We start from the raw sequence: 23,650 nt of genomic DNA, 5'->3' as shown, positions 1-23,650 counted from the left end.
GTTCAGGCGGGCCAGATCTCCTCGTCGTCGGCGACGGGCTCACCGAGCGGCACCACCAGCACGGGACGGTGCTGCCGGTGGGCCAGTCGCGCGGCGACCGATCCGGTGAAGAATTCCCGGATGGACTCGCCGATACCGCGCTTGCGCGTGCCGACGACCAGGAGCTTCGCGTCGACCTGCTCCGCGAGGTGCTTGATCGCCAGCGCGGGATCGCCGACCAGCTGCCGCACGCTCCAGTCGAGGTCGTGGCCGTCGAGCACCTCGGCGGCCATCCGGCTCACCTCGGCCAGGTCGGTCTCGCCGGCGGCGATGTTGATGTCGATCGGGGCCGTGTGCACGTACCCATCGGGATCCTCGTACGTGACGAAACGGGTCACGTCCACGTGCACGACGAGCAGGTGGACGCCCAGGAGCGACGCGTAGCGCCCGGCCTCCTTGAGAACCCGGTCGGGAAGTTCCGGGATCATGCCGACGATCACCGCACCGTGAAGCCCCGCGGGGATCTGGGTGTCGCGCGTGTCGGATGCCTCTTCGGCCATATGTCGCTGGTCCTCCTCTGCCGCCGGCACCGCCGCGGCCGGGGGCGCCGTGATATTCTGAATGCTACTCTTCCCGGTTCGAATCCGGATTTCGAAATGCCCGGGCTGTGGCAGCGAAGAGCACATGGCCCGCAACTCAGATATGAGGGGGTCAGGCATGGGGCGTGGCCGTCAGAAGGCGAAGCACACCAAGATCGCTCGCGAGCTGAAGTCGTTCAGTCCGAGCGTCAACTATGCTGCGCTCGAGCGCGAGCTCGGAACGCACACCGACGAGGACGCCTACGTCGACAAGTGGGCCGACCAGTACGAAGACGAAGACGAGGAAGAGGAATCGCTCGAGCGAGCGTGAGCCCTTCCCTCCGAGTCTGACGCGAAACCGGCGCGTGCCCTGCGGCATCGCGCCGTTTCGCGTGCGCGGCGCATGCGGCGGTCGAGCTCGACGCGCCGGACGCGCGGGCGCGGATCAGCTCTCCTGCGAGCCCTCGACCCAGGCGAGATATTCCTCGCTCACCGTGCCGGTGACGTAGCGTCCGTCGAAGCAGCTCAGGTCGAGGTCGCCGATGTCGGACCCCTCGAGGATGGCCGCCTTCAGGTCGTCGACCTCCTGGTAGACCATGTAGTCCGCGCCGAGCTCCTGGGCGATCTCGGGAATCGTGCGTCCGTGGGCGACCAGCTCGTGACGCGACGGCATGTTGATGCCGTACACGTGCGGGAAGCGCACGGGCGGAGCCGCGGAGGCGAAGGTGACCGTCTTGGCGCCGGCATCCCGGGCCATCTGAATGATCTCCTTGCTGGTCGTACCGCGCACGACGGAGTCGTCGATGAGCAGCACGTTCTTGCCCTTGAACTCGCTGGACATGGCGTTGAGCTTCTGGCGGACGCTCTTCTTGCGCACGGCCTGCCCGGGCATGATGAACGTGCGGCCGACATAGCGGTTCTTGTAGAAGCCCTCGCGGTACTCGATGCCGAGCTTTCGTGCCACCTGCATCGCCGCGGGGCGCGAGGAGTCGGGGATCGGCATGACGACGTCGATCGCCTCGCGGGGCGTGTGCCGGGCGATCGTGTCGGCGAGGCGGTCGCCCATGCGCAGCCGCGCCTCGTAGACCGAGATGCCGTTCATCACCGAGTCGGGGCGCGCGAGGTAGACGTACTCGAACGAGCAGGGCTTCAGCTGCGTCTCGGTCGCGCACTGACGGGTGTGGAGGTTGCCGTCGAGGTCGACGAAGACCGCCTCGCCGGGCATCACGTCGCGCACGATCTCGAACTCGCCGTTCTCCAGCACGAGCGACTCGCTCGTGACGACCCATTCGTAGGACCCGTCGGGAGCCTTGCGGGTGCCGAGGATGAGCGGTCGGATACCGAACGGGTCACGGAAGGCGAGGAGCCCGTAGCCGGCGATCAGCGAAATCGCCGCGTAGGACCCCTCCACCCGCTCGTGCACGCGCGAGACGGCCTGGAACACCTGCTCGGGGTCGAGCTCGAGACCCGAGATCGAGGACTGCAGCTCGTTGGCGAGCACGTTCACGAGCAGTTCGGTGTCGCTCGTGGTGTTCAGGTGACGCCGATCCTTGCGGAAGAGCTCCTGGGTGAGTTCGCGCGTGTTCGTCAGGTTGCCGTTGTGCACGAGCACGATGCCGTAGGGCGCGTTGACGTAGAAGGGCTGCGCCTCCTCCTCATTGCCGGCGGTGCCCTTCGTGGCATATCGGACGTGACCGAGGCCGAGGTTGCCCATGAGGGCTCGCATGTCGCGGGTGCGGAACGCCTCGCGCACCTGCCCCTTCGCCTTGTGCACGTGGAACGTGCCGGAGGGTTCGGCCGTCGCCATCCCCGTGGAGTCCTGACCGCGATGCTGCAGGAGGAGGAGGGAGTCGTAGATCTCCTGGTTGACGGGCCCACGGCCCACCATGCCGACGATTCCGCACATGCGTGTTACGCGTCTCCGTTCGTGAAGACGGCGTCGCCGAAGGCGCCGACCAGGCGCACGGCACCGCCGTCGACGCCCTTGGCGCCCTGCTCGTAGTCGCCCTCGGGGCGCTCGCCGTCTTCGACGACGCCGATCTGCCACGTGGCGATCCCGGAACGGGTGAGGGCGGATGCCGTCTGCTCGGCGCGGTCGGCCGCGACCACGGCGACGACCCCGACGCCGAGGTTCCACGTTCCCTCGGTGGCGGCGAGGTCGAGGTCGCCGAGGTCGGCGAGCACCTGGAAGACCGCCGGCGGTGCCCAGGTCGAGCGGTCGATGTCGACCCACGTGCCCTGCGGCAGCACGCGTGCGACGTTGGCGGCGATCCCGCCGCCGGTGACGTGGCTCAGAGCATGCACGGCGTCGCCGGTCTCGGCGATGGCGTCGAGGAGCGGCCGCGTGTACAGCCGCGTCGGCTCCAGCAGCACGTCGCCCCAGGTGGCGTCTCCGAAGTCGGCGGCGCGGTCGCCGTACTGCAGGCCCGCTCCGGAGACGATGTGCCGCACGAGGCTGTATCCGTTGGAGTGCAGGCCGCTCGAGGCGAGCGCGAGCACGACGTCGCCGGGGCGCACGCGCTCTGCGCCGAGCACCGCATCCGCTTCGACGACGCCGGTGGCCGCTCCCGCGACGTCGTAGTCGGCGGGGCCGAGCAGCCCCGGGTGTTCCGCGGTCTCGCCGCCGACCAGAGCGGTGCCGGTCTCGGAGCAGCCGTGCGCGATGCCCGCGACGATGTCGGCGATGCGCTCGGGCACGACCTTGCCGCACGCGATGTAGTCGGTCATGAAGAGCGGTTTCGCGCCCACCACGACGATGTCGTCGACGACCATGCCGACGAGGTCGATGCCGATCGTGTCGTGCTTGTCGATCGCCTGCGCGATCGCGACCTTCGTGCCGACGCCGTCGGTGCTCGTCGCCAGCAGCGGGCGACGGTACTCGCGGATCGCGGAGGCGTCGAACAGCCCCGCGAATCCGCCGACACCGCCGAGCACCTCGGGACCGTGGGTGCGTCGGACGGCGGACTTCATCAGCTCTACCGCGAGGTCACCGGCTGCGGTGTCGACACCGGCTTGGGCGTAGGGGTTCGCGGCGGCTTCGCTCGAGGGAGAGGCCACGGGGACAGCCTACCCCGATGCCGGCGACCCGCCCGGCCCTACAATGGCCGCATGAACGCCGGGGGGCCGGACTGGAGGGTTCGCGAAGACGCGAGCCGGCCGGTGCTGCTCGCGCTCTACCTGCGCCAGGCGCTCGGCATCCGCTCGCCCGATGAGCTCCCCGCGCTGCGGGGCGTGCCGAGCGTCGTTCCGCCGATGCCGGATGAGCGCCATCTGCGCCTCGAACGCGAGTGGCGGGAGTACTGGGCGATGACGGTCGAGCCGCAGGCGCATCCCTCGACCGTTCCGCTGGATCTCGTCGAAGACTTCGAGACCCTCCTGGCGCTGCCGGTCGAAGGCAGCGACGTGCTGCGACGCGCGGTGGTCCCGCACGCGGAGGCGGCGCTGGCGTATTCGCAATCCGCGGCCGAGCGGTACCGCCATGCGTCGGCCAGCGGCACGCACTCCGCCTACCGCGCCTACGCCAGCGCGATCGCCGAGCACGAGAGGCAGGTGGGACGGCGTGCGCATTCCTTCGAATTGAACGTGCAGGTGCTCCCGCTCACGCAGCGCGGCGTGTGGTGGATCGGATCGCTCACGATCGCGGTGACCGATGGACTGCGGGGGGATGTCGCCGCGTTCGACGCGGCCATCCATCCGATCATCGCCGAGCTGGCCTGAACCGGTCCGCCCCTCAGGTCACCGCCGATCGGGATCGATCTCGTCGGCGTCGCGGACCCACTGCGGGATCTCATCCGTCATCGGCGAGACGAGGTCGTCGGTCAGCGTCGTGGCGTGCTCGGCCACGCCCGAACGGCCGCGGGGGGAGGTGAATCGGTCGAGCACGATGACGACCAGGCCCGCCAGGAGAAGACCGGCGCCGATCGAGAGGATCGCCATGACCCCGAAGACGCGCATGACACCGGACAGGCCCGTGGACATCGGGCCGTCGGGGTCGGCCACCGACGTCATGGTCAGAAAGACAGCGACGAGGAGACCGGCGACAAGGCCCGTTCCCATGATCCGGCCGACTCTCGGGGCGCGCCGGACCCGCACCGAATCCCACTCCTCATGGACGACGTGTTCGTGTCCGTCGTCTTCGGGGGTGAGGCCGAGCCTCGCGCGGCTCATGCCCCCATTCTCGCCCCGCGCCGACGCCGGGACAATCCCCTATTCGTCGTCGTGGTCGACCGTGTGATCGACGCGCACCGACCGGGTGCGGCGTCCGACCGTGCGGTCCAGGATGAGCGCGAGGCCTCCCGTCACGGCGAGACCGACGGGAATGCAGATCAGCAGGAGGAAGCCGAAGACCTGCCCCTGGTCGTAGACGAGCCCGGTGTTCGGGCTCTCGTCGAACGTTCCGCTGAACGAGAAGGTGAGGATCATCGCGGCGAGGATGCCGAGGGCCGCGCCGAGGGCGAGGAACACGCCGTACTTGGGCGCGCGGCGCACGGTGAGCTTCTCGTCCATGCCTCCATCATCCCACTCGAGGCTGTGCCCCTCACCAACGACGAGGATCCCTCCGCCGAGTGCGGACACTCGACGGAGGGATGTGTCACGGCGCGCCGCGGAACCCGGGGCGACGCGCCGTGAGTCTCATCGCACGGATGCGGCCGTGCGGCGGCGGGCGACCACCAGAGCGGCGCCGGCGATCAGCATTCCGAGGGCCGCCCACGCGAGACCGCCCTGCTGCTCGCCACCCGTGGCAGCGAGGCTTCCATCGGTGGTCGAGTCGCACTCGACCTCCGCCCCCAGCGGGAAGGCGAACGACACCGGGTCGAGCGCCGTGCCCGCCTCGTAGAAGCCGGCGAAGGCCTCTGCGCCGGCGGCCGTGAGGGTGGCGGCGGCGCCCGTCCAGCTGACCTGGGACCCGGACTCCGCTGCCGCCGGCAACGACAGCGAAGCGAAGACCACGCCCGATGCGTTCACGTCAGAGCTGCCGTTGTAGCCCGCCGACTGCACGTCGACGATCAACGACGCGGAGGTCGCACTGTGCACCTGGATGCGCGGGCTGGAGATCGTCAGGTCCAGAAGTCCGTCGTGGCCGGTGAAGGTGGCCGATCCGCCGTACGAGACGAGTCCGCGGTCGGTCTCGGTGCTGTAGGCGCCCGATCCCGCTCCCCACCCGATCGAGTACGAGCCGTTCGCGATCGGACCGTCGATGTAGGACCGGAAGCTCTCCTTCACGCTCCACTGCAGGGTCGCTCCGGAGACGTCGCGCGCCACGCAGGCATCGGCTGTGTCGGCGGCGACCGGGTCCGCGTCGACCGTCGGCAGCTGGGCGGCCGATTCGACCACGAAGGGAGCCGAGACGATCACCTCTCCCGCCGCGGAGAGTTCGATGCGGTGCTCGCCGACCGGGAAGTCCGCAGGCACGGTCCACGCGAACGAGGCACGGCCGGAGTCGGTCACCGTCTGCGACCCGATCACGACCGGGTCGGAGAACGCGGTCGCGGTGACCGTGCTCCCGGCCTCGAGCCCGCCCGCCGTGATGGTCAGCTCCTCGCCCTGGCGGACGGTCGAGCCGCCCTGGAAGGCGATGTACGGCTCCGTCGGCTCGGCGACGGTCACGGCCGCGAAGGCATCCATCGACCGGTCGGTCTGCGAGAGGCCGTGCGCCGCGCTCGTCGCCACCTGGTAGTCCACCCCGGTCTCCATCGATCCCGCAGGAACGGTCACCGTCGTCGTGAAGGCACCGTCGACGATCTGAGCGGGCATGACCCATCCCTGGGTGATCCACCCATCGCTCGGCAGCGGCGTCTCGCCTGACCACACGGCGGTCTCGCCGAAGAGCACGTAGACGCCGTTGACGGCGCCCGCACCCTCGTACCCCTCGCCGCTCACCGTGAGGATGTTCTCCACGGCCGGGTCGAGATCCGCATCCGGAGCGACCGTCAGCGTCGGTCCGACCGGCTCGGGCTCGGGCTCGGGCTCGGCGAAGGCGATGTCGACGGCGAGCTCGTTGACTGCCTGAACGACACCACCGGCACCGACGGTGAAGACGGCCAGGCGCCCACCCGGGATCTCCTCCTCCGCGAGAGCCTCCTGGTCGATCGTGACCTCCCACACGAAATCGGCGGTGCCGTCTCCGTTATCGGTCCACTTCACATACGGCGCTACCTCGTTGGCACCCTGCACCCACACCGAGTACGCGTTCGAACGGTCGGACGAAGCCGCACCCTCCGACGGACGCCACGTGTCAGCAAGCCAACCGACCTGCGCATACACACCGGCGGGCTGACCAGCGGAAGGTCCGTAGATCGCCAGCGCCTCCGTGCTGTACCCCTCACCCGTGACGGTGATCGTCGCACCCTCCGGATCCAGATCCGTCACCTGCGACACACTCAGCGTCGGCACAACCGGCTTCGGCTCCGGCGTCGGAGAGGTCGTCGGAGTGGGCTCCGGCGTCGGGTCGACCGTGGGCTCCGGCGTCGGGTCGACGGTCGGCTCCGGCTCTGGCTCCGTCGTCGGCTCGGGTTCGGGATCCACGGTCGGCTCCGGCTCAGGCGCCGCGGCGTACGCGACGGGCGTCGTCGACGCCTGCGTCGGGTCCTGGACACCGTGCGCCGCGCGCGTGACGATCGCGTACGACACACCCTCGGCGAAGGCGGGAACGGGCACCTCGACGGCGAAGGAGCCGTCGGCGTTCATCGGAGCCGTGGCACCCAACCCGGGGATCTCTCCCGTGGTGTTCGTGTCGTCGATCCAGACGGTGTAGGTGTCTTCAGCCGCTCCGACGACGCGCAGACCCAGGTAGATGCCGAACCCCGACGGATCGAATCCTGAACCGCTCACCGTCACCGTGCCGCCCTCTCGGGGAGCCTCGGGAACGGAGACACCGACCGCGGCGTGCGCGGGAAGGGCGACGCCGACGATGGAGGCGGAGGCGATGAGGGCGGCGATGAGAACGCTCGCCAGAGCGCGCCAACGTGCACGCACAGCAATATCCACGGGTACTCCTCGGGAAGGAAGGAAACGAGAATGCGCTCCATTGCGCGTCAAAGTTTGAGGTTAGGCAAACCTTGCTGAGGTTAACCTAACCTACTCTCAGGCGTTTGTCAGCCGACCGTTCGCCGCGGCAGGATGAGCGGCCGCCCCGTATCGTGGTCGGCCGCTACGCGCACCGGCGTACCGTAGATCTCCTCGACCCGATCCCCCGTCAGCACCGTCTGCGGAGATCCGTGCGCCACCACCGATCCACGGTCGACCATCGCGACATCGTCCGCGTAGGCGGCCGCGAGGGAGAGATCGTGCAGCACGACCACGACGGCCCGGCCATCCCGGGCGAGATCCCGCGCGGTGCTGAGCACGTCCTCCTGATGCCTCAGATCCAGAGCGGCAGTCGGCTCATCGAGCATCACCACGGCCGTGTCCTGCGCAAGCACGCGTGCCAGCGAGACGCGAGCTCGTTCGCCCCCGGACAGCGAGGGCACTTCGCGGTCGAGCAGATGGCCGACGTCAGCACGATGGATCGCCCGGCTCATCACGTCGACGTCGAGGTCGGCGCGATCCGTGCCGATCCAGGGAGAGCGGCCCATCTCGATCACCTCGCGGGCCGTGAACGCGAAGGCCACCTGATTCTCCTGCGGCAGAACCGCACGCCGGCGGGAGAGCTCGCGCGGAGACAGGGCGCGCATCGGCGCGCCATCCATCAGCACCTCGCCAGGGGCGGGATGCGCGTCACCGGTGAGCACACGCAGGAGCGACGACTTGCCCGCGCCGTTGGGCCCGACGAGCGCGAGAAGGCGCCCGTACGCGACCTCGATGGACACGTCGTCGAGGATGGTCGTCGACCCGACGCGATACGTGACGTGCCGCGCGGCGATCGCCGCGGCGGTCATGCCCATCCTCCAGCGCGGCGCCGGTTGCGGCGGATGAGCCAGAAGAAGAAGGGGCCGCCGATGAGCGAGGTGAGAACGCCGATCGGCAGGTCGGCCGCGGGCACGATGGTGCGGGCGAGGAGGTCGGCGTAGACGAGCATCGTCGCGCCTCCGATCAACGACACCGGAAGCAGGACCCGGTTCGAGGGACCCAGGAGCATGCGGGCGACATGCGGCACGACGAGGCCGACGAACGCGATGATGCCAACGAACGCGACCGCGACACCGGTGAGGAGAGCCACCAGCACGATCGAGACCAGACGCAGCCTCTCGATCTTCACGCCGAGGTGCGCCGCGGTGCGATCGCCGAGCGCGAGAAGGTCGTACCGCCGCGCGAGGCCGATCGTGGCGGCCGCGGCCGCCGTGCCCACGACGACCGTGATCGCCACCTCCGACCACCGGGTGCCGTTCATCGATCCGAGCTGCCAGAAGATGATCTGCTCCCGCGAGGCGGTGTCGCCGACGAACATGAGCAGAGCCAGCGCCGCTCCCGCGAACGCGTTCACGGCGATTCCGGTGAGCAGCAGGGTGACGGCCTCGGTGCGCCCCTGCGAGCGCGCCGCGGCATAGACGACGAGCGTGGCCGCGAGTCCGCCGGCGAACGCGAAGAGCGCGCTGCCCCAGGAGCCGAAGGCCGTCGCGCCGATCGTGATGGCGATCGCCGCACCGACGGCGGCGCCCGAGGAGACACCGACGACGCCGGGCTCGGCCAGCGGATTGGCGAAGATCGCCTGCATCACGGCCCCGGCAACGGCGAGGAGCGCGCCGACCGCGACCGACATCACCACGCGAGGGAGCCGGATCTGCCAGAGCGTCTGCTCGATGAGCGGGTCCACCGGCGCCCAGGCGTTGTCGATCCCGGCGGCGCGCAACAGCGATCCGACCACCTCCGGGGGGCCGATCGGCAGCTGCCCGATGCCGGCCGAAAGCACGATGCCGATGACCAGCAGCAGCAGTCCTGATCCGATGACGACGCTCCGACGCACACGACGCGCGGTAGCGGCCGGAGTGGTCGCCGCGGGAGCGGTCACCGCTCGTCCGGGGCGTAGATCGCCCGGGCGAGCGCAGCGAGCACGTCGGCCGATCGCGGCCCGAAGGAGAGGATCTGCCCGTCGGCCATGTCCACGAAGCGGCGGTGCTCGCCGGCTGAGGTGAGGGCGATGGCCGGCTTGTCGGCGAGCAGTCCATCCACACCGCCCACGGATTCGATGCCACCGGTCATGACGAGGATGAGGTCAGGATCGGCGGCGACCATGGCCTCGTCCGTGAGCGGTTGCATCCCCCGCCACCCGAGTTCTCCGGCCACATCCACGCCCCCGAGGCCTTCGATCAGGGTGTCGGCCCCGGATTCTTCGCCGAACAGGTAGTAGACCCCGGCCGTGCCCCGCAGGTAGAGGAACACCATGCGCAGCCGATCATCCGGATCGGAAGGCGCGAGACGTGCGATCTGGGCGGACACCTCGGCGAGCTCGGCGTCGATCCGATCGGCCAGGAGCTCTCCGGCTTCGGGGGCACCGAACACCGCAGCGACGTCGCGCGCGAGCTCGGCGGCCCCGTCGAGGGAGGCGGACTCCTCGACGAAGACGACCGTGATGCCGACGTCACGAAGCTGCTCGACCACATCCCGTGGCCCGATGCTCCCGTCGGTGAGGACCAGTGTGGGCGCCAGGGCGATGACCGCCTCGGCATTGACGCTGTGGCCGTCGGTGGTGATGACGGGCAGATCCACGGCGCCTGGGAAGGTCGTCGACACGTCGCGGCCGACGAGCGTCTCACCGAAGCCGAGGCCCCACACGGTGGCGGCGAGCGACCCCGAGAGATCCATCGCGACCACGCGCGACGTGTCGGAGACGACGACGTCGGTGTCGCCGCCGAGGTCGTGCGAGACGACCTCGGCCGGCAGCTCCTGCGACGGGGATTCGACCACCGGCACAATCTCCGCCTCGTCGATGACCGCCGTGGACTCCCCCGTCCACGCGCGCGGATCCGCCAGCGGCACGACGTCGCTCAACGGCACCTGGGCGGAGGCCGTCACGGTCTCGTCCGCAGCGGAAGGCGCGGTTGCGCATCCCGTGACGATCAGAAGGACGCCCAAGAGCATGACCGTCGCGCGTCGTCTCACGGGGCCACCTCGGAATCGCCTCCGCGACGACGGCGGCGCGGCACGACGACGGCAGCCGTCGCCGCCGCCGCGATCACCGCGCCGATGCCGGTCCACACGAGCCACGAGGCGTTGTCGGCGGTCGCCGCCGGCGGATCGACGTCGACTGCGGCGGCGTCAACGGTCGACGTGCTGGGCTCGGGGGTCGGAGAGGCGGCGGCCGGGCACTCGGCGACGATGGTGAAGCTCAGCGGATCGAAGGCGGTACCCGGCTCGTAGCTGCCGAACGCGGCGAACCCGTCTTCGGTGATCGCTGTCGGAGCATCCTCGACCGCGAGGGTGACGCTGTCGCCGTCGGTGGTCACGGTCATCCCCCCGAGGTCGACCTCGACGAAGCCGACCTCGGTCAGCGTCTCAGCGGTGGCGTCTCCGGCCATCGCATCTTCCATCGAGACGCCGGTGATGTCGACGACGATCTGCGCCGTGGCGGCGTCGACGATGACGAGCGAAGGGTTCTCGACCGTCGTGTCGAGAAGCCCGTCGTGGCCGGTGAAGTGGATGCCGCCGTCGACCGGGACCGTCCCGGCAGAACCGTCGGAGGAGACCTCACCCGCCGATGACGCGAAGAGGAACTCCGGCGTGGCGTAGGACACGTCCCCCGAGGTCTCCCATTCACCGTGCGCGATCGATCCCGAGATGTAGGACCGGAAGGACTCCTTGAACCCCCATGACGCGTGGGCCTCGACGACCTGACAGGTGGTCGCCTCCGGGGTCGGCGTCGTCGCCGCGGTCGCGGCGGGCGCCGCGGCGACCGCGGTGAGAGCGCCAACGGATGTCGCGAGGGCGGAAGCCAGGACGACACGGACCCGGCGGGCGGGGCCGGCGGCGTGCGCGGGTCCGATGGGGCGGGGAGAGGGGGTCGAACGGGCAGAGCGCACGCGGACTCCTGACATGCACGAGGCGAAAAATCGCCTACTTAGGGTGGGCTAACCTAATCTATCCCACCCGCCGCGCCGGCGCATTCCCGCACCCGCCCGGGCATCGCACAGTCCGTCAGGGCCGGAGCGGAAGCAGAGCGGCGATCTCCCGGGCACGCGTGCCCGACGCGCTCAGCTGCGCGGTGCCGGCGACATCCGACCATGTCGACTCTCCCGTCGCCAGGGCGATCCACGTGGCGGGCGTCATTTCGACGACGTTCGGCGGAGTTCCTCGGGTGTGGCGCGGACCTTCCACGACCTGGACGGCGCCGAACGGCGGCACGCGCACCTCGACGGAGTTCCCCGGCGCCTTCTCGGCGAGCAACTGCAGCAGGTAACGCACGCCGGTGCCGAGGTCGGCGCGGACGGGTTCGCCGCCGGCCGCCGCGGCGCCGCTCACAGCCGCGAGCGCGGCGCGGCCTTCATCCGTCGTGATCTTCCGAGCCATTCCTTGAGGCTATCCCCGCTCGGCCGTCGCCACCCGCCACCCGCCATCCCGGCAACCGGCGATCCCGGACCTCCCGACCCCGCCACCCGCCACCCGCACCGGCCACCGGCCACCGGCCACCCGCGGATCCTGGCCCCCGCCGCGTCTCACCCGGTCCTAACTCAGGCTGGGGGCGGCATCGACTTCCAAAATCCGGCCTATTCGGCCACAACCCGACACCCGTCCTGAGTTGGGGCACGGCGCAGGAGGCGCAATCGCCGAGCAGCCCCGCCGCACGGCCACACACCACGGCCGACGCTGACCTACCCGCCACCGGCCGCTCGCCACCAGCCACCCGACCCTCCGACCACCCGGCCCTCCGACCCAGCCACCCGGCCCTTCGACCACCCGGCCACCCGGCCACCCGGCCCTCCGACCCAGGCCACCCGGCCCTAACTCAGGCTGGGAGCGGGATCTACCCCCGAAACCCGGCTGTCTTCAGCCACAAGCCGACACACAGCCTGAGTTGAGGCGCGGATGAGGGAGGAGGGTCCAGACGGCGAAGGTCAAGCGCCGGAAGACGAGAAGGCGGAGGAGGGCCCAGACGGCGAAGGTCAAGGGCCGGAAGACGAGAAGGCGGAAGAAGGCCGCGGTTAGGCTGGCGGGGTGAAGATCCTCGTTCTCGGCTCGGGTGCCCGCGAGCACGCCATCATCCTCGCTCTCCGGTCCGAGCAGGCCGCGCACGACATCCTTGCTGCGCCGGGGAATGCCGGCATGGGGCGTGACGCCACTCTGGTCAGCCTCGACCCGAACGATCCCGTCGCGGTGACCACGTTCGCCATGGAGAACGCCGTCGACCTGGTCGTCATCGGCCCTGAGGCGCCCCTCGTGGCGGGCGTCGCCGACGCACTCCGCGAGCGCGGCATCCCCGTCTTCGGTCCGGGCGCCGCCGCCGCGCAGCTGGAGGGCTCGAAGGCCTTCGCCAAGCGGGTGATGGATGCCGCCGGCGTGCCGACCGGCCGCGCCGTGCGCGCCGCCACGCCGGACGAGGTCGAGGCCGCCCTCGACGACCTCGGCTCGCCGCACGTCGTGAAGGCCGACGGACTCGCCGCGGGCAAGGGCGTCATCGTCACCGGCGACCGCGACGCCGCCCTCGCCCACGCCGCGCAGTATCTCCCGAGCGGGCCGGTGCTCGTCGAGGAGTTCCTGGCCGGCCCCGAGGTCTCGCTGTTCTTCCTGTCCGACGGCGACCACGTACTACCGCTCAGCCCGGCACAGGACTTCAAGCGCCTCGCCGACGACGACGCCGGTCCCAACACCGGCGGCATGGGCGCCTACTCACCACTGCCGTGGCTGGCCGACGGCTTCGGCGGCGAAGACGCCTTCGTCGACCTCGTCACCCGCGAGATCGCCGAGCCCGTCATCCGCCAGCTCGATGCCGAGGGTACGCCGTTCATCGGGCTTCTGTACGCGGGCCTCATCCTCACCGACACGGGTGTGAAGGTGATCGAATTCAATGCGCGGTTCGGCGACCCCGAGACGCAGGTCGTGCTTCCGCGCCTCGCCGATCCGCTGTCGGAGCTGCTGCTGGCCGCGGCGTCGGGACACCTCGAGGACCACGACCGCCCGTCGTTCTCGGATGCCGCGACGGTCACCGTCGTGATCGCGAGCGAGGGGTATCCCGCATCCCCGGCGACCGGACGCACACTGTCAGGCCTCGACCGGGCCGAAGCCCTCGACGGGGTGCACCTCGCCCACGCCGCGACCGCGCTGCACGACGGCGAATTCCTCGCCACCGGCGGACGCGTGCTGAGCGTCGTCGGCGTCGGGTCGTCACTGGCAGACGCGCGCGATCGCGTCTACCGCGGCGTCGACGCGATCGGCCTTGAGGGCGGCCAGCACCGCCGCGACATCGCCGCACGCGCCGCCGACGCCTGATTCGGATCGCGCCGCGGCGGCCACGCCGACCACGCTGCCGCCTGCAGCCTCGCTCGCGGTGCACACTTCCGTCGCCTGAGCCCCAACCACGCGCCCTCGAGGCCTTTCCGCCTCCCGCAGCCTCGCTCGCTCGTTCACAACTCCGCAGATTCCGACCGCCACGGGCTCATCCGCCGCCGTTTCGCCCGACATGCGCGCACGTTTGAGGAGTTGTGAACCGCGCCCGGGGCGGAGCGGCAGGTCGCCGCCCGGGGGATGCCGACCGCCACGTCGCATCGGTTGCCACGCGGCGGCGCCCCGCCCACGCGGCGGCGCGTGCGTAACTCCGCACAAACGGCTGCCGCGACGGCAGAACGGGGCGATTTCACCGCTGCGCATGTCCCGTTTGAGGAGTTGTGAACCGCGCGGCCGGGTGGAGCGGCAGGTCGCGGCCCGGGGCGACCGGGATAATGGGCGGGTGAGCACCGACGCACCCGCCCCCGCCTCGGCCGACCTGCCCGGTTGGCGTCACGTCTACTCGGGCAAGGTCCGCGACCTGTACGTTCCCGCCGACGTGGCCGACGCTGCAGACGCCGATCGGATGCTCGTGATCGCGAGCGACCGCGTGTCGGCTTTCGACCATGTGCTCTCCCCCGGCATCCCGGGCAAGGGCGAACTGCTGACGCGCCTCAGCATGTGGTGGTTCGACCGCCTCGCGGGCTCCGACGGCGGTCCGCGCATTCCGAATCACATCGTCGACGGCGCCGAGCCGCCGGCTGCGGTGGCGGGCCGCGCGATGGTCGTGCGCTCTCTCGACATGCTGCCGATCGAGTGCGTCGTGCGGGGCTACCTCACGGGTTCCGGCTATCAGGAGTACGTCTCGTCGGGCACCGTCTGCGGCATTCTGCTGCCGGCGGGGCTCGAGGACGGCGACCGCCTTCCCGAGCCGCTCTACACCCCGGCCTACAAGGCCCCCCTGGGCGAGCACGACGAGAACATCACGTTCGAGCAGTCCGTCGAGCTCGTCGGCGAGGATCAGGCGGCGGCCCTGCGCGACGCGTCGCTGGCGATCTACACCCGCGCCGCCGCCACTGCCGAGGCTGCGGGGCTGATCCTCGCGGACACGAAGTTCGAGTTCGGCCTCGATGCCGAGGGCACCCTGACCCTGGCCGACGAGGTGCTCACGAGCGACTCGTCACGATACTGGGATGCGGATGCGTGGCGAGACGGCTCGACCCCCGCCGAGCGCATGGCGAGCTTCGACAAGCAGATCGTGCGCAACTGGCTCGCCGCGCACTGGGACAAGACCGGAACGCCTCCCGAGCTCCCCGCCGAGATCGTCGAGCGCACCGCCGCCCGCTACCGCGAGCTCCTGGACCGCCTCACCGCCTGACCCCCACCGGAGGCGGTGTCGTCAGCCGAGGAGAAGGCGCTCGAGGTTCTCGATCGGCTCGTACCAGCCCTGGTCGAGCACCCAGGTCTGGAGCACGCGGTCCCACCCGAGCGCGACACCCACCCCCACGACGAGCAGGATGCCGCCGACAACGCGGCGGAACACGCCGTGCGGGTCGCTCAGCCAGCCGAGCCTGCGCACGATCGCCGTGCCGGCGAGCGCCACCCCGAGCAGAGCGAGCGCGAGACCGATCGCGTAGGCGGTGACGTAGACCGTGCCGGCGGCGAAGCTCGCGGGAAGCACGGTCGCCACGATGAGCGCGTAGGTGGGCGAGCAGCTGCTGAAGGCCGGACCGAGCGCGGCGCCCAGGGCGACGTCGCCCGTGAGCCCGCCGCGACGGTATCCGCGATCGAGCAGGCGACCGCCGCCGGCTTGCAGCCCGGTGGCGACGGTGACCCGCTCCCACAGCGCCGGGAAGAGCATCGTGAGGCCGAGCACGGCGACGATGACGCCCGAGACGGCCTGCCAGATCCATGCCGGCACGCCGAGGAGCGCCGAGGTCGCCTTCAGCAGCAGGGTGAAGGCGATCACCAAGGCCGCCAGGGATCCCGCGATGACCAACGGCCGGAACCACTGCCGCTCGGCGATGCCGGCATCGGCCCGGGTGCGCGCCGCGGTGCCGCCGACGATCACGGGCAGCAGCGGCAGCACGCACGGCGCGAGCACCGTGAGCACACCCGCCGCGAACGCCACCAGCGTGAGCCCGAGCATCAGTCCAGGCCGAGGCCGGTCAGCGCCGTCTCGAGCGTCGGGTCGTCATAGGGCACGAACGACGCCGTCGCGGCACCGCTGTCGTCCAGCGCGACGACCGTCGTCTGCTGACGGACGTCGTATCGCTGCCGCAGGTCCTGCTGCGTGTCGTAGTCGACCTTGAGCACGGTCACCCCGTCGGGCACGCCCTGCGCGACGATGTCGTCGTCGAGCGCGCGGCACTGCGGACACCACGTGGCGTGGAAGAACAGCACGCGCGTGCCCTCGGCCGCGGCGAGCGCGCTCTCGCTGTACTCCACGTACGCACCGGGCGAGGCCCCGGCGGCCGCGTCGCCGGCATCCGCCGCCTCGTCGCCATCGGCCGCGTCGGACCCCCCGGCATCGGCGTCGGACTCTTCCGCCTCGCCCGTGGGATCCGCCTCCCCGTGGGATCCGCCTCGCTCGTGGGCGTCTCGACCGCGGCGGGCTCTCCACCGCCGGTCACGGACAGGGCGACCGCGCCCCCGACACCGACGACCAGAAGGCCCGCGACGGCGAGGGCGACGACGGTTCCGCGCTTCATGCATCCATCCTCCCCCGCCGGACGCGCCGAAAGCATGACGAAGCGCTGACGGATGCCGCCGCCGACACCCGATATCGTGTCGGCGGCGCGGATTCGCCTGTCGCCCAGCCTCGAGGAGCACGTATGCCTGTCTGGTCCCTGCACGGAAACGGTCGAACCGTCGAGCCCGGCAAGGTGGTGGCGCCCGGGGAGCGGCTGAACTGGCCCGCCACGATAGCGATCGGCATGCAGCATGTCATCGCGATGTTCGGTGCGACGTTCCTCGTGCCGGTGCTCACCGGATTCCCCGTGCCCACGACGCTGCTGTTCTCGGGCGTGGGCACGATCCTGTTCCTGCTGATCACGCGCAACAAGCTTCCCAGCTACCTGGGTTCGTCGTTCGCATTCATCGCTCCGGTCACCGCCGCCACCGCCACCGCGGGCATGGGGTCGGCGCTCGCGGGCATCGTCGCCGTCGGCGTGCTGCTGGCGGCCGTGGGCGTGATCGTGCAGGTCGCCGGACTCGGATGGATCGACCGCCTCATGCCGCCGGTCGTCGCCGGTGCAATCGTGGCCCTCATCGGCTTCAACCTCGCCCCGGTGGCGTGGGACAACTTCCAGCAGCAGCCCCTGACGGCGACCATCACGCTCGTCTCCGTGGTGCTGTTCAGCGTTCTCTTCCGCGGCTTCCTCGGCCGCATCTCGATCTTCCTCGGCGTGATCGTCGGCTACGTCGTCGCCCTTCTCTCGGGCGAGGTCGACTTCACGGCGCTGAACGAGGCCGCCTGGGTGGGCCTGCCGCCCTTCCAGATCGCCGACTTCGCCTCGCCCCAGACGTGGGGGGTGATCGCGATGTTCCTGCCGGTGGTGCTGGTGCTGATCGCCGAGAACGTCGGCCACGTGCGGGGGGTCGCGGCGATGACGGATGCATCGGTCAACCGTCACACCGGCCGCGCGCTCCTCGCCGACGGCGCGGCGACCACCGTCGCGGGCCTGTTCGGCGGCTCGGGAACGACCACCTACGGCGAGAACATCGGCGTGATGGCCGCTACACGGGTGTACTCGACGGCGGCGTACTGGGTCGCCGGCGCAACCGCCATCCTGCTCAGCCTGTCGCCGAAGGTGGGCGAGCTGTTCAACTCGATCCCCGCGGGCGTGCTCGGCGGGGTGACGACCGCGCTGTACGGCCTCATCGGCATCATCGGCATCAAGATCTGGGTCGACAACCGCGTGGACTTCTCGCGTCCGGTCAACCAGTACACCGGAGCCGTCGCGCTGGTCGTCGCCATCGCCGGATTCACGATGCAGTGGGGCGACTTCCAGCTGGGAGCCATCGTCATCGGCTCCGCCGCGGCGCTGCTGATCTACCACCTCGGCAACGCGATCGCCCGCGCCCGCAGAACCGGCGCCGACGACGGTGGCCCCATCCCGGCTGTCGGGGCTCTCGGCGGCGACCCGGAGTGATCCGGAACACCACGACGGTCGCCGCGGTTGTTCATTCCCATGAATGAGAAAACCCGCGGCGACCGGCTGGCGTCCGCGACCTCGATGGGCGCGGTGACGCTGCTCGTCGCCGATCTCGACGCGATGATGCGCTTCTACCGCGACGTCGTCACTCTGCAGGTGCTCGCCGAGGACGCGACGTCGGCGACCCTCGGCCGTGCCGGGCACGCAATCCTGGTGCTGCGGCATGAGCCGACGCTCCGGCACGCCGTTCCCGGATCGGCAGGGCTGTTCCACACCGCGATCCTCTTCGAGAGCCAGCGCGCCCTGGCCGCCGCCCTGTACTCCGTCGCGCGCCACGCCCCGGGAAGCTTCACCGGCTCGGCCGATCATCTCGTCAGTCAGGCGTTCTACCTCACCGATCCCGAGGGCAACGGCATCGAACTCTACTGGGATCGAGCGCGCACGGAGTGGTCGTGGACCCACGGCCAGGTCGAGATGGCGACGCTGTTCCTCGACCCGAACGCGTTCCTCTCCGAACATCTCACCGATGAGGCGGCGCTCGGTGCCACCGCCGACGATCCCGCCGCGGTCGGACACGTGCATCTGTCCGTCGGGGATGCCGCCACGGCGCGCGCGTTCTACGCCGACACGATGGGGTTCGATGTGACCGCATCCCTCGGGAACCAGGCCGTCTTCGTCAGCGCCGGCGGATACCACCATCACATGGCGATGAACGTCTGGAATTCTCGGGGGGCCGGCCCGCGCATGCCCGCGCTCGGCCTGGGCCGCGTGGACCTGGTGCTCCCCGACGACGACGCCCTCGGCGCCCTGGGCGAACGGCTTCGGGATCGCGGGGTGCCGGTGCGCGACGACGGCCGCACCGTCACCTTCGACGACCCCTGGAACAACGTGCTGCACGCGGGGGTCTCCGGCCGCGGGTGAGGCGGCTCCGTGCAGCGATCAGGCGGAGTCGCGCACGATGAGATCGGCGGGAAGCACCGTCACGTGGGCAGGCTCGAGCCCGGCGAGGCGGTCGAGCAGCATGCTCGCCATCTGCTCGCCCTGCTCGAACGACGGCTGGCGAACCGTCGTCAGCCGTGGGGTGACGGATGTCGCAACCGGGGAATCGTCGAACCCGACGATCGCGACGTCACCGGGAACCGATATGCCCTCGGCCGCCAGCACGCTGAGCACACCCTGCGCCATGAGGTCGCTCGCGACGAAGATCGCTTCGGGGCAGGGACCCGCCGCGAGCATGCGGCGCATCGCGGCGGCGCCGCCGTCGGTGGTGAAGTCGCCGTCCTCGACGATTCCCTCGGCGAGGTCGGCGGCGGCGAGGGCATCGCGATACCCCTGGAGGCGGTCGATCGCCGCCGGCATGTCGAGCGGGCCGCTGATCGAGGCGATCGTGCGGTGGCCCTTGCCGATCAGGTGCGCGGTCGCCTCGTAGCCGCCGCGGCGGTTGTCGACGTCGACGTAGTAGTCGCGTTCGCGCGTGGTCACGGGACGGCCGCCGTAGACGACGGGGACGGCGGCAGCGATGCGATCCAGGTACGTGTCGCTGGTGTGGTGGGAGACGACGATGGCGCCGTCGACCGCACCCGAGCGCATGTAGCTCGTGGTCTTGTCGCCCGGGTCGTCGCTCGCGATCACGAGGTTGAGCACGTAGTCGGACTGACTGAGGCGTGCATTGATGCCGGAGACGACCGAGGCGAAGAACGGGTCCCCGAAGAACCGCGTGGTGTCCTCGGGCACGATCAGCGCGATCGCGTGGGTCTGACGACTGGCGAGGGTGCGCGCGGCGCGGTTGGGCACGTAGTTGAGGTCGGCGATCGCGCGGGTGACCGCTTCGACGGCCTCCGGGCTGACGGCGGGGGAACCGTTGACGACGCGTGACACCGTCGACCTCGACACCCCGGCCTCGGCGGCGACCTCCTCGATCGTGACGGCCCCGCGAGCTGCGGACGACGTGGTCACCACGACTCCTTCCCTACGCCTGCGCGATCGGGCGGTGCGGGATCACAGCGCGCGCGAGGCGATGATGCGAGCGTACTCGCGACCGCTGTCCTTCACGGCCCGCTCCTGCGTGGCGTAGTCCACGCGCACGATGCCGAACCGCTTCTCGTAGCCCCACGCCCACTCGAAGTTGTCGAGCATCGACCAGTAGAAGTACCCGCCGACCTCGACACCGGCCTCGATCGCGTCGAGCACGGCGCCCAAGTGTCCGCGCAGGAACTCGACGCGGTCGGCATCGTGCACACGGGTCTCGCCGTCTTCGACGATCGCGACGTCGTCGTAGGCGGCGCCGTTCTCGGTGACGTACAGCGCCGTCCCGGCCGGGCCCGCATAGTCGGCCGACACCCGCTGCAGCAGGCGGGTGAGTCCTTCCGGCTGCACCTCCCACTGCATCGGGGTGCGCGGAAGTCCCCGCTCGTGCCAGAAGATGCCCTCGTGCGAGGGGAACGCCGAGTGCGCGGGACGCGCGGTGGGCGCATCGCCGCCGACGGGTGCGACCTCCGGCTCGTGACCGCCCACGTACTCGCCGTGGTAGTAGTTCACGCCGAGCGAGTCGATGCGGCTCGCGATCGTCTCGAGGTCGCCCGGCCGCACGGCGGTCTCGAACGCGGCGACGGCGTCGGCATCCACTCGCCGGATGTCCTCGACCACGTCCGCCGGGTACTCCCCGCGGAAGATCGGATCGAGGAACCAGCGGTTGAACTGTCCGTCGATGCGACGCGCGGCGTCGGCGTCGGCGGGGTCGGCGGGATCCACGGCGTCGGCGACGGTGAGGTTCAGCGTGATGCCGAGGTTCAGCGACGCGTCGCGCTCACGGAGCGCCGAGATCGTCTGTCCGTGCCCGAGCAGCAGATGGTGCGAGGCGAGCAGGCCCTCTTCCACGCTGTAGTGACCGGGGGCGTGGATGCCGGCGGTGTAGCTGAGGAACGACGAGCACCACGGTTCGTTGAGGGTCGTCCACACGCGCACCCGGTCGCCCAGGGCGTCGTGCATGTCGAGCGCGTACTCGGTGAAGCGGGCTGCCGTGTCGCGGTTCGCCCACCCGCCCTTCTCCTGCAGCGCCTGCGGCAGATCCCAGTGGTAGAGGGTGAGCCAGGGCAGGATGCCGGCATCCAGCAGCTCATCGACGAGACGCTTGTAGAAGTCGACGCCGGCCGCGTTCACCGCGCCGCCGTCGGGCCGCACGCGAGACCACGACGTCGAGAAGCGATAGGTGTTCAGGCCCATGTCCGACATGAGCGCGACGTCGTCGCGGTAGCGGTGGTAGTGATCGCAGGCGACGTCGCCGTTGTCGCCGTTGATCACGGCGTCGGGCACCCGGCAGAACGCGTCCCAGATCGAGTCGCGACGACCGTCCTCGCGGGCCGCGCCTTCGATCTGGAAGGCCGCGGTGGCGGCGCCGAACAGGAAGTCCGACGGGAACGGGCGCGAGGGGGCGGTCATCCGGGGGGAGTCCTCTCGGGAGGTGGTGGCGGTCATGGTGCTCATCCCTTCACGGCTCCTGCCATGATGCCGCTCACCAGCTGCTTGCCGACGAACACGAAGAGGATCAACAGGGGGATGGTCGCCAGCAGCACGCCCGCCAGCACGATGGAGTAGTCGACGAAGTAGTTCGACTGCAGCAGCGACAGCGCCACCGGCAGCGTCGGGTTCTGCCGGTCGAGCACGATGAACGGCCAGAAGAAGTTGTTCCAGGCGGTCACGAACGTGAACAGTCCGAGCATCGCGGCGGCCGGGCGCGCGGCGGGCAGGCCGATCGTCCAGAAGGTGCGGAACGATGTCGCACCGTCGACGCGCGCCGCCTCGATGAGCTCGTCGGGAACGGACTGGCGCAGGTACTGCGTCATCCAGAACACCCCGAATGCCGTCACCAGTGCCGGAACGATGATCGCACCGATCTGGCCGGTCCAGCCGAGGTCGGCGAAGAGGATGTACAGCGGAACGACGCCGAGCTGCATCGGCACGGCCATCGTGGCGATGACGAAGACGAGCAGCCAGTTGGCACCGCGGAACCGCAGCTTCGCGAAGGCCCAGCCGGCGAGGGTCGAGAAGAACACGACGGACAGGGCGATGAGCGCCGAGCTGTAGATGGAGTTCCACAGCGCGAGCCAGAAGTTCACGGCCGGGTCGTTGACGACCGCGAGGGCGTTGTCGATGAAATTGCCGCCGGGCAGCCACGACATGTCGGGGTCGCGGATGGTGGAGGCGTCGCCGGATCCGATGAGGAACGACCAGTAGAAGGGGAACAGCGACCCGCCGAGCACGATCGCCAGCGCACCGTAGACGAACCAGCCCGGTCGCGATCCGCGGATCGCGCGGCGGCGACGCGGGCGTCGCTTCTCCTCGGCGGGGATGTCACTGTCGGCGATGGTGACGGGAGGAGTGGTGGTGGTGCTCATCGCTCGTCCTCTCGGGTCGGGCCGGTCGCGGATGCGGCACGCGCACGAGCGTCGCTCTGCACGGCGAGCCGGGCGGATCGGGCGGCGGCGCGGCGTTCGGATCGGGTCTGGGTGGTGCGGGTTCCTTCGGTGCGCACCAGCCCCTGGGTGACGAACAGGTTGATGACGCCGATGAGCAGGATGATGATGAAGAGGATCCACGCGAGGGCGGCGGCGCGGCCGAAGTTCCATTCGCCCCAGCCGATGTTGTAGAGCCAGAGGGTGATCGTCAGCCACTGCGAGTTCGGCCCGCCGGTGCCGTACTGGTCGTACATGCGCGGCTCGTCGAAGATCTGCAGACCGCCGATGGTGGAGGTGATGATCACGAAGATCAGCGTCGGGCGCAGGCTCGGCACGGTGATCGAGAAGAACTGGCGCACCTTGCCCGCGCCGTCGACCGTCGCGGCCTCGTAGTAGTCGCGCGGGATGGCCTGCATCGCCGCCAGCAGGATGAGGGTGTTGTAACCGGTCCAGCGGAAGTTCACCATCGTCGCGATCGCGATGTGGCTGGCGAACGCATCCGAGTGCCACTGGATGGCGGGGATGCCGAGGTTCTGCAGGGTCGTGTTGACGAGGCCGTACTGGTCGCCGAACAGGTTGCTGAAGATGAGGGCGACGGCCACCGGAGCCATGACATAGGGGGCGAGGACCCCCATGCGCCAGAAGGTCTTGGCGCGGATGTTCTGGTCGAGCATCGCGGCGATGAAGATCGCGGCGATCAGCTGCGGGATGGATGACAGCAGGAAGATGCTGAAGGTGTTGCGCAGGGCGATCCAGAACTTCGGGTTCCCGAGGATCCAGCCGTACTGCTCGAAGCCGACGAATTCGCCCGCGTTTCGCACCAGGTCCCAGTCCATGAACGAGATGACCGCGGTGTAGGCGATCGGGAACAGCCCGACGATCGCGAACAGGATGAAGAACGGCGAGATGTAGAGGTAGGGCGAGAACTTCAGGTCCCAGGTGCTCAGCCGATGCCCGAAGGCGATCCGCTTGACGGGGCGCTCCGGCTCGGGGGTCTCGCTCCGCCGGCTCGGGGCCTTCGGCGGGGTGGTTGTCGCGGTCACGACGGTCCTCGTTTCATGCGTGCGATACGGCGGGGGCGCTCGTCGCTTCGGGGGCGGGTGCGCGCTCGCACCCGCCCCCGAAGGGT

Annotated in this window: 22 protein-coding genes and 1 pseudogene; 6 read left to right on the top strand and 17 right to left on the bottom strand. The window is 70.1% G+C overall.

Translation table 11 applies throughout. From position 1 onward, the window contains the following. Window positions 1-2 precede the first annotated feature (2 nt). Entirely contained in the window at window positions 3-539 is a 537-nt protein-coding gene (locus tag IM777_RS01270; protein ID WP_071045862.1) for a universal stress protein, read from the bottom strand. A gap of 157 nt (window positions 540-696) precedes the next feature. Between IM777_RS01270 and IM777_RS01265 the strand changes: the two genes are divergently transcribed. Beyond that, the gene (locus IM777_RS01265) at window positions 697-888 is read left to right on the top strand and encodes a DUF3073 domain-containing protein (RefSeq protein ID WP_071045863.1); all 192 of its coding nucleotides are present in this window, start codon (window positions 697-699) and stop codon (window positions 886-888) included. 114 nt (window positions 889-1,002) lie between these two features. On the opposite strand, the gene purF is transcribed toward IM777_RS01265, so the two are convergent. Continuing rightward, on the bottom strand, window positions 1,003-2,463 hold the full coding sequence (purF, locus tag IM777_RS01260) for an amidophosphoribosyltransferase (RefSeq protein ID WP_194384325.1): 1,461 nt from the start codon (window positions 2,461-2,463) through the stop codon (window positions 1,003-1,005). Window positions 2,464-2,468: 5 nt separating this feature from the next. Further along, complete coding sequence (gene purM, locus IM777_RS01255) at window positions 2,469-3,527, bottom strand: phosphoribosylformylglycinamidine cyclo-ligase (protein ID WP_237673340.1); 1,059 nt, start codon at window positions 3,525-3,527, stop codon at window positions 2,469-2,471. 138 nt (window positions 3,528-3,665) lie between these two features. Between purM and IM777_RS01250 the strand changes: the two genes are divergently transcribed. Beyond that, the gene (locus IM777_RS01250) at window positions 3,666-4,274 is read left to right on the top strand and encodes a zinc-binding alcohol dehydrogenase (RefSeq protein WP_194384323.1); all 609 of its coding nucleotides are present in this window, start codon (window positions 3,666-3,668) and stop codon (window positions 4,272-4,274) included. An 18-nt stretch (window positions 4,275-4,292) separates the two neighbouring features. On the opposite strand, the gene IM777_RS01245 is transcribed toward IM777_RS01250, so the two are convergent. The 8 genes from IM777_RS01245 to IM777_RS01210 form a co-directional block, all read right to left on the bottom strand. After that, entirely contained in the window at window positions 4,293-4,724 is a 432-nt protein-coding gene (locus IM777_RS01245) for a hypothetical protein (RefSeq protein WP_194384322.1), read from the bottom strand. Between the two features lie 39 nt (window positions 4,725-4,763). Further along, a complete protein-coding gene (locus IM777_RS01240; protein ID WP_194384321.1) occupies window positions 4,764-5,063 on the bottom strand; it encodes a potassium transporter Trk in 300 nt (99 codons plus the stop codon). Window positions 5,064-5,189: 126 nt separating this feature from the next. Then, window positions 5,190-7,532 (bottom strand): HtaA domain-containing protein, encoded by a 2,343-nt coding sequence (locus IM777_RS01235; RefSeq protein ID WP_194384320.1) that lies wholly within the window; start codon window positions 7,530-7,532, stop codon window positions 5,190-5,192. Window positions 7,533-7,651: 119 nt separating this feature from the next. Next, complete coding sequence (locus IM777_RS01230) at window positions 7,652-8,434, bottom strand: heme ABC transporter ATP-binding protein (protein ID WP_194384319.1); 783 nt, start codon at window positions 8,432-8,434, stop codon at window positions 7,652-7,654. Continuing rightward, window positions 8,431-9,504, bottom strand: coding sequence for a FecCD family ABC transporter permease (locus IM777_RS01225; RefSeq protein ID WP_194384318.1), 1,074 nt, complete (start codon window positions 9,502-9,504; stop codon window positions 8,431-8,433). Before IM777_RS01225 ends, IM777_RS01230 begins: the two co-directional genes overlap by 4 nt. Next, window positions 9,501-10,595: a heme/hemin ABC transporter substrate-binding protein gene (locus tag IM777_RS01220; RefSeq protein ID WP_228480895.1), complete on the bottom strand. Its 1,095-nt coding sequence runs from the start codon at window positions 10,593-10,595 to the stop codon at window positions 9,501-9,503. Before IM777_RS01220 ends, IM777_RS01225 begins: the two co-directional genes overlap by 4 nt. After that, window positions 10,592-11,512 (bottom strand): HtaA domain-containing protein, encoded by a 921-nt coding sequence (locus IM777_RS01215; RefSeq protein ID WP_194384317.1) that lies wholly within the window; start codon window positions 11,510-11,512, stop codon window positions 10,592-10,594. Before IM777_RS01215 ends, IM777_RS01220 begins: the two co-directional genes overlap by 4 nt. Window positions 11,513-11,627: 115 nt before the next feature. Further along, window positions 11,628-11,999: a sterol carrier family protein gene (locus tag IM777_RS01210; RefSeq protein ID WP_194384316.1), complete on the bottom strand. Its 372-nt coding sequence runs from the start codon at window positions 11,997-11,999 to the stop codon at window positions 11,628-11,630. 645 nt (window positions 12,000-12,644) lie between these two features. Here IM777_RS01210 and purD point away from each other — a divergent pair. Further along, window positions 12,645-13,916, top strand: coding sequence for a phosphoribosylamine--glycine ligase (purD, locus tag IM777_RS01205; protein ID WP_194384315.1), 1,272 nt, complete (start codon window positions 12,645-12,647; stop codon window positions 13,914-13,916). 457 nt (window positions 13,917-14,373) lie between these two features. After that, the gene (locus IM777_RS01200) at window positions 14,374-15,288 is read left to right on the top strand and encodes a phosphoribosylaminoimidazolesuccinocarboxamide synthase (RefSeq protein WP_228480894.1); all 915 of its coding nucleotides are present in this window, start codon (window positions 14,374-14,376) and stop codon (window positions 15,286-15,288) included. Window positions 15,289-15,309: 21 nt separating this feature from the next. Here the strand turns inward: IM777_RS01200 and IM777_RS01195 are convergent, their stop codons facing one another. Then, window positions 15,310-16,059: a cytochrome c biogenesis CcdA family protein gene (locus IM777_RS01195; RefSeq protein WP_194384313.1), complete on the bottom strand. Its 750-nt coding sequence runs from the start codon at window positions 16,057-16,059 to the stop codon at window positions 15,310-15,312. Beyond that, entirely contained in the window at window positions 16,059-16,358 is a 300-nt protein-coding gene (locus IM777_RS17105) for a thioredoxin family protein (protein ID WP_228480893.1), read from the bottom strand. Before IM777_RS17105 ends, IM777_RS01195 begins: the two co-directional genes overlap by 1 nt. A gap of 386 nt (window positions 16,359-16,744) precedes the next feature. Here IM777_RS17105 and IM777_RS01185 point away from each other — a divergent pair, with 386 nt between their 5' ends. Together IM777_RS01185 and IM777_RS01180 are read left to right on the top strand one after the other, a co-directional pair. Further along, entirely contained in the window at window positions 16,745-18,064 is a 1,320-nt protein-coding gene (locus IM777_RS01185; protein ID WP_194384311.1) for a uracil-xanthine permease family protein, read from the top strand. Between the two features lie 39 nt (window positions 18,065-18,103). Next, complete coding sequence (locus IM777_RS01180) at window positions 18,104-18,988, top strand: VOC family protein (RefSeq protein WP_071043405.1); 885 nt, start codon at window positions 18,104-18,106, stop codon at window positions 18,986-18,988. Window positions 18,989-19,006: 18 nt separating this feature from the next. On the opposite strand, the pseudogene IM777_RS01175 reads toward IM777_RS01180, so the two are convergent. From IM777_RS01175 to IM777_RS01160, 4 genes and pseudogenes are all read right to left on the bottom strand, one after another. Further along, a pseudogene (locus IM777_RS01175) lies at window positions 19,007-20,041 on the bottom strand (LacI family DNA-binding transcriptional regulator); the annotation flags it as partial. A 24-nt stretch (window positions 20,042-20,065) separates the two neighbouring features. Beyond that, the gene (locus IM777_RS01170) at window positions 20,066-21,541 is read right to left on the bottom strand and encodes a GH1 family beta-glucosidase (RefSeq protein ID WP_390178593.1); all 1,476 of its coding nucleotides are present in this window, start codon (window positions 21,539-21,541) and stop codon (window positions 20,066-20,068) included. 5 nt (window positions 21,542-21,546) lie between these two features. After that, window positions 21,547-22,461, bottom strand: coding sequence for a carbohydrate ABC transporter permease (locus tag IM777_RS01165; RefSeq protein ID WP_071043406.1), 915 nt, complete (start codon window positions 22,459-22,461; stop codon window positions 21,547-21,549). Then, window positions 22,458-23,564: a carbohydrate ABC transporter permease gene (locus tag IM777_RS01160; RefSeq protein ID WP_194384309.1), complete on the bottom strand. Its 1,107-nt coding sequence runs from the start codon at window positions 23,562-23,564 to the stop codon at window positions 22,458-22,460. Before IM777_RS01160 ends, IM777_RS01165 begins: the two co-directional genes overlap by 4 nt. Between the last annotated feature and the right edge of the window lie 86 nt (window positions 23,565-23,650).

It is taken from the genome of Microbacterium luteum (genome assembly GCF_015277875.1).
GTDB classification, from domain to species: Bacteria; Actinomycetota; Actinomycetes; order Actinomycetales; family Microbacteriaceae; genus Microbacterium; species Microbacterium luteum.
This window is presented reverse-complemented; position numbering and strand designations above follow the sequence as displayed.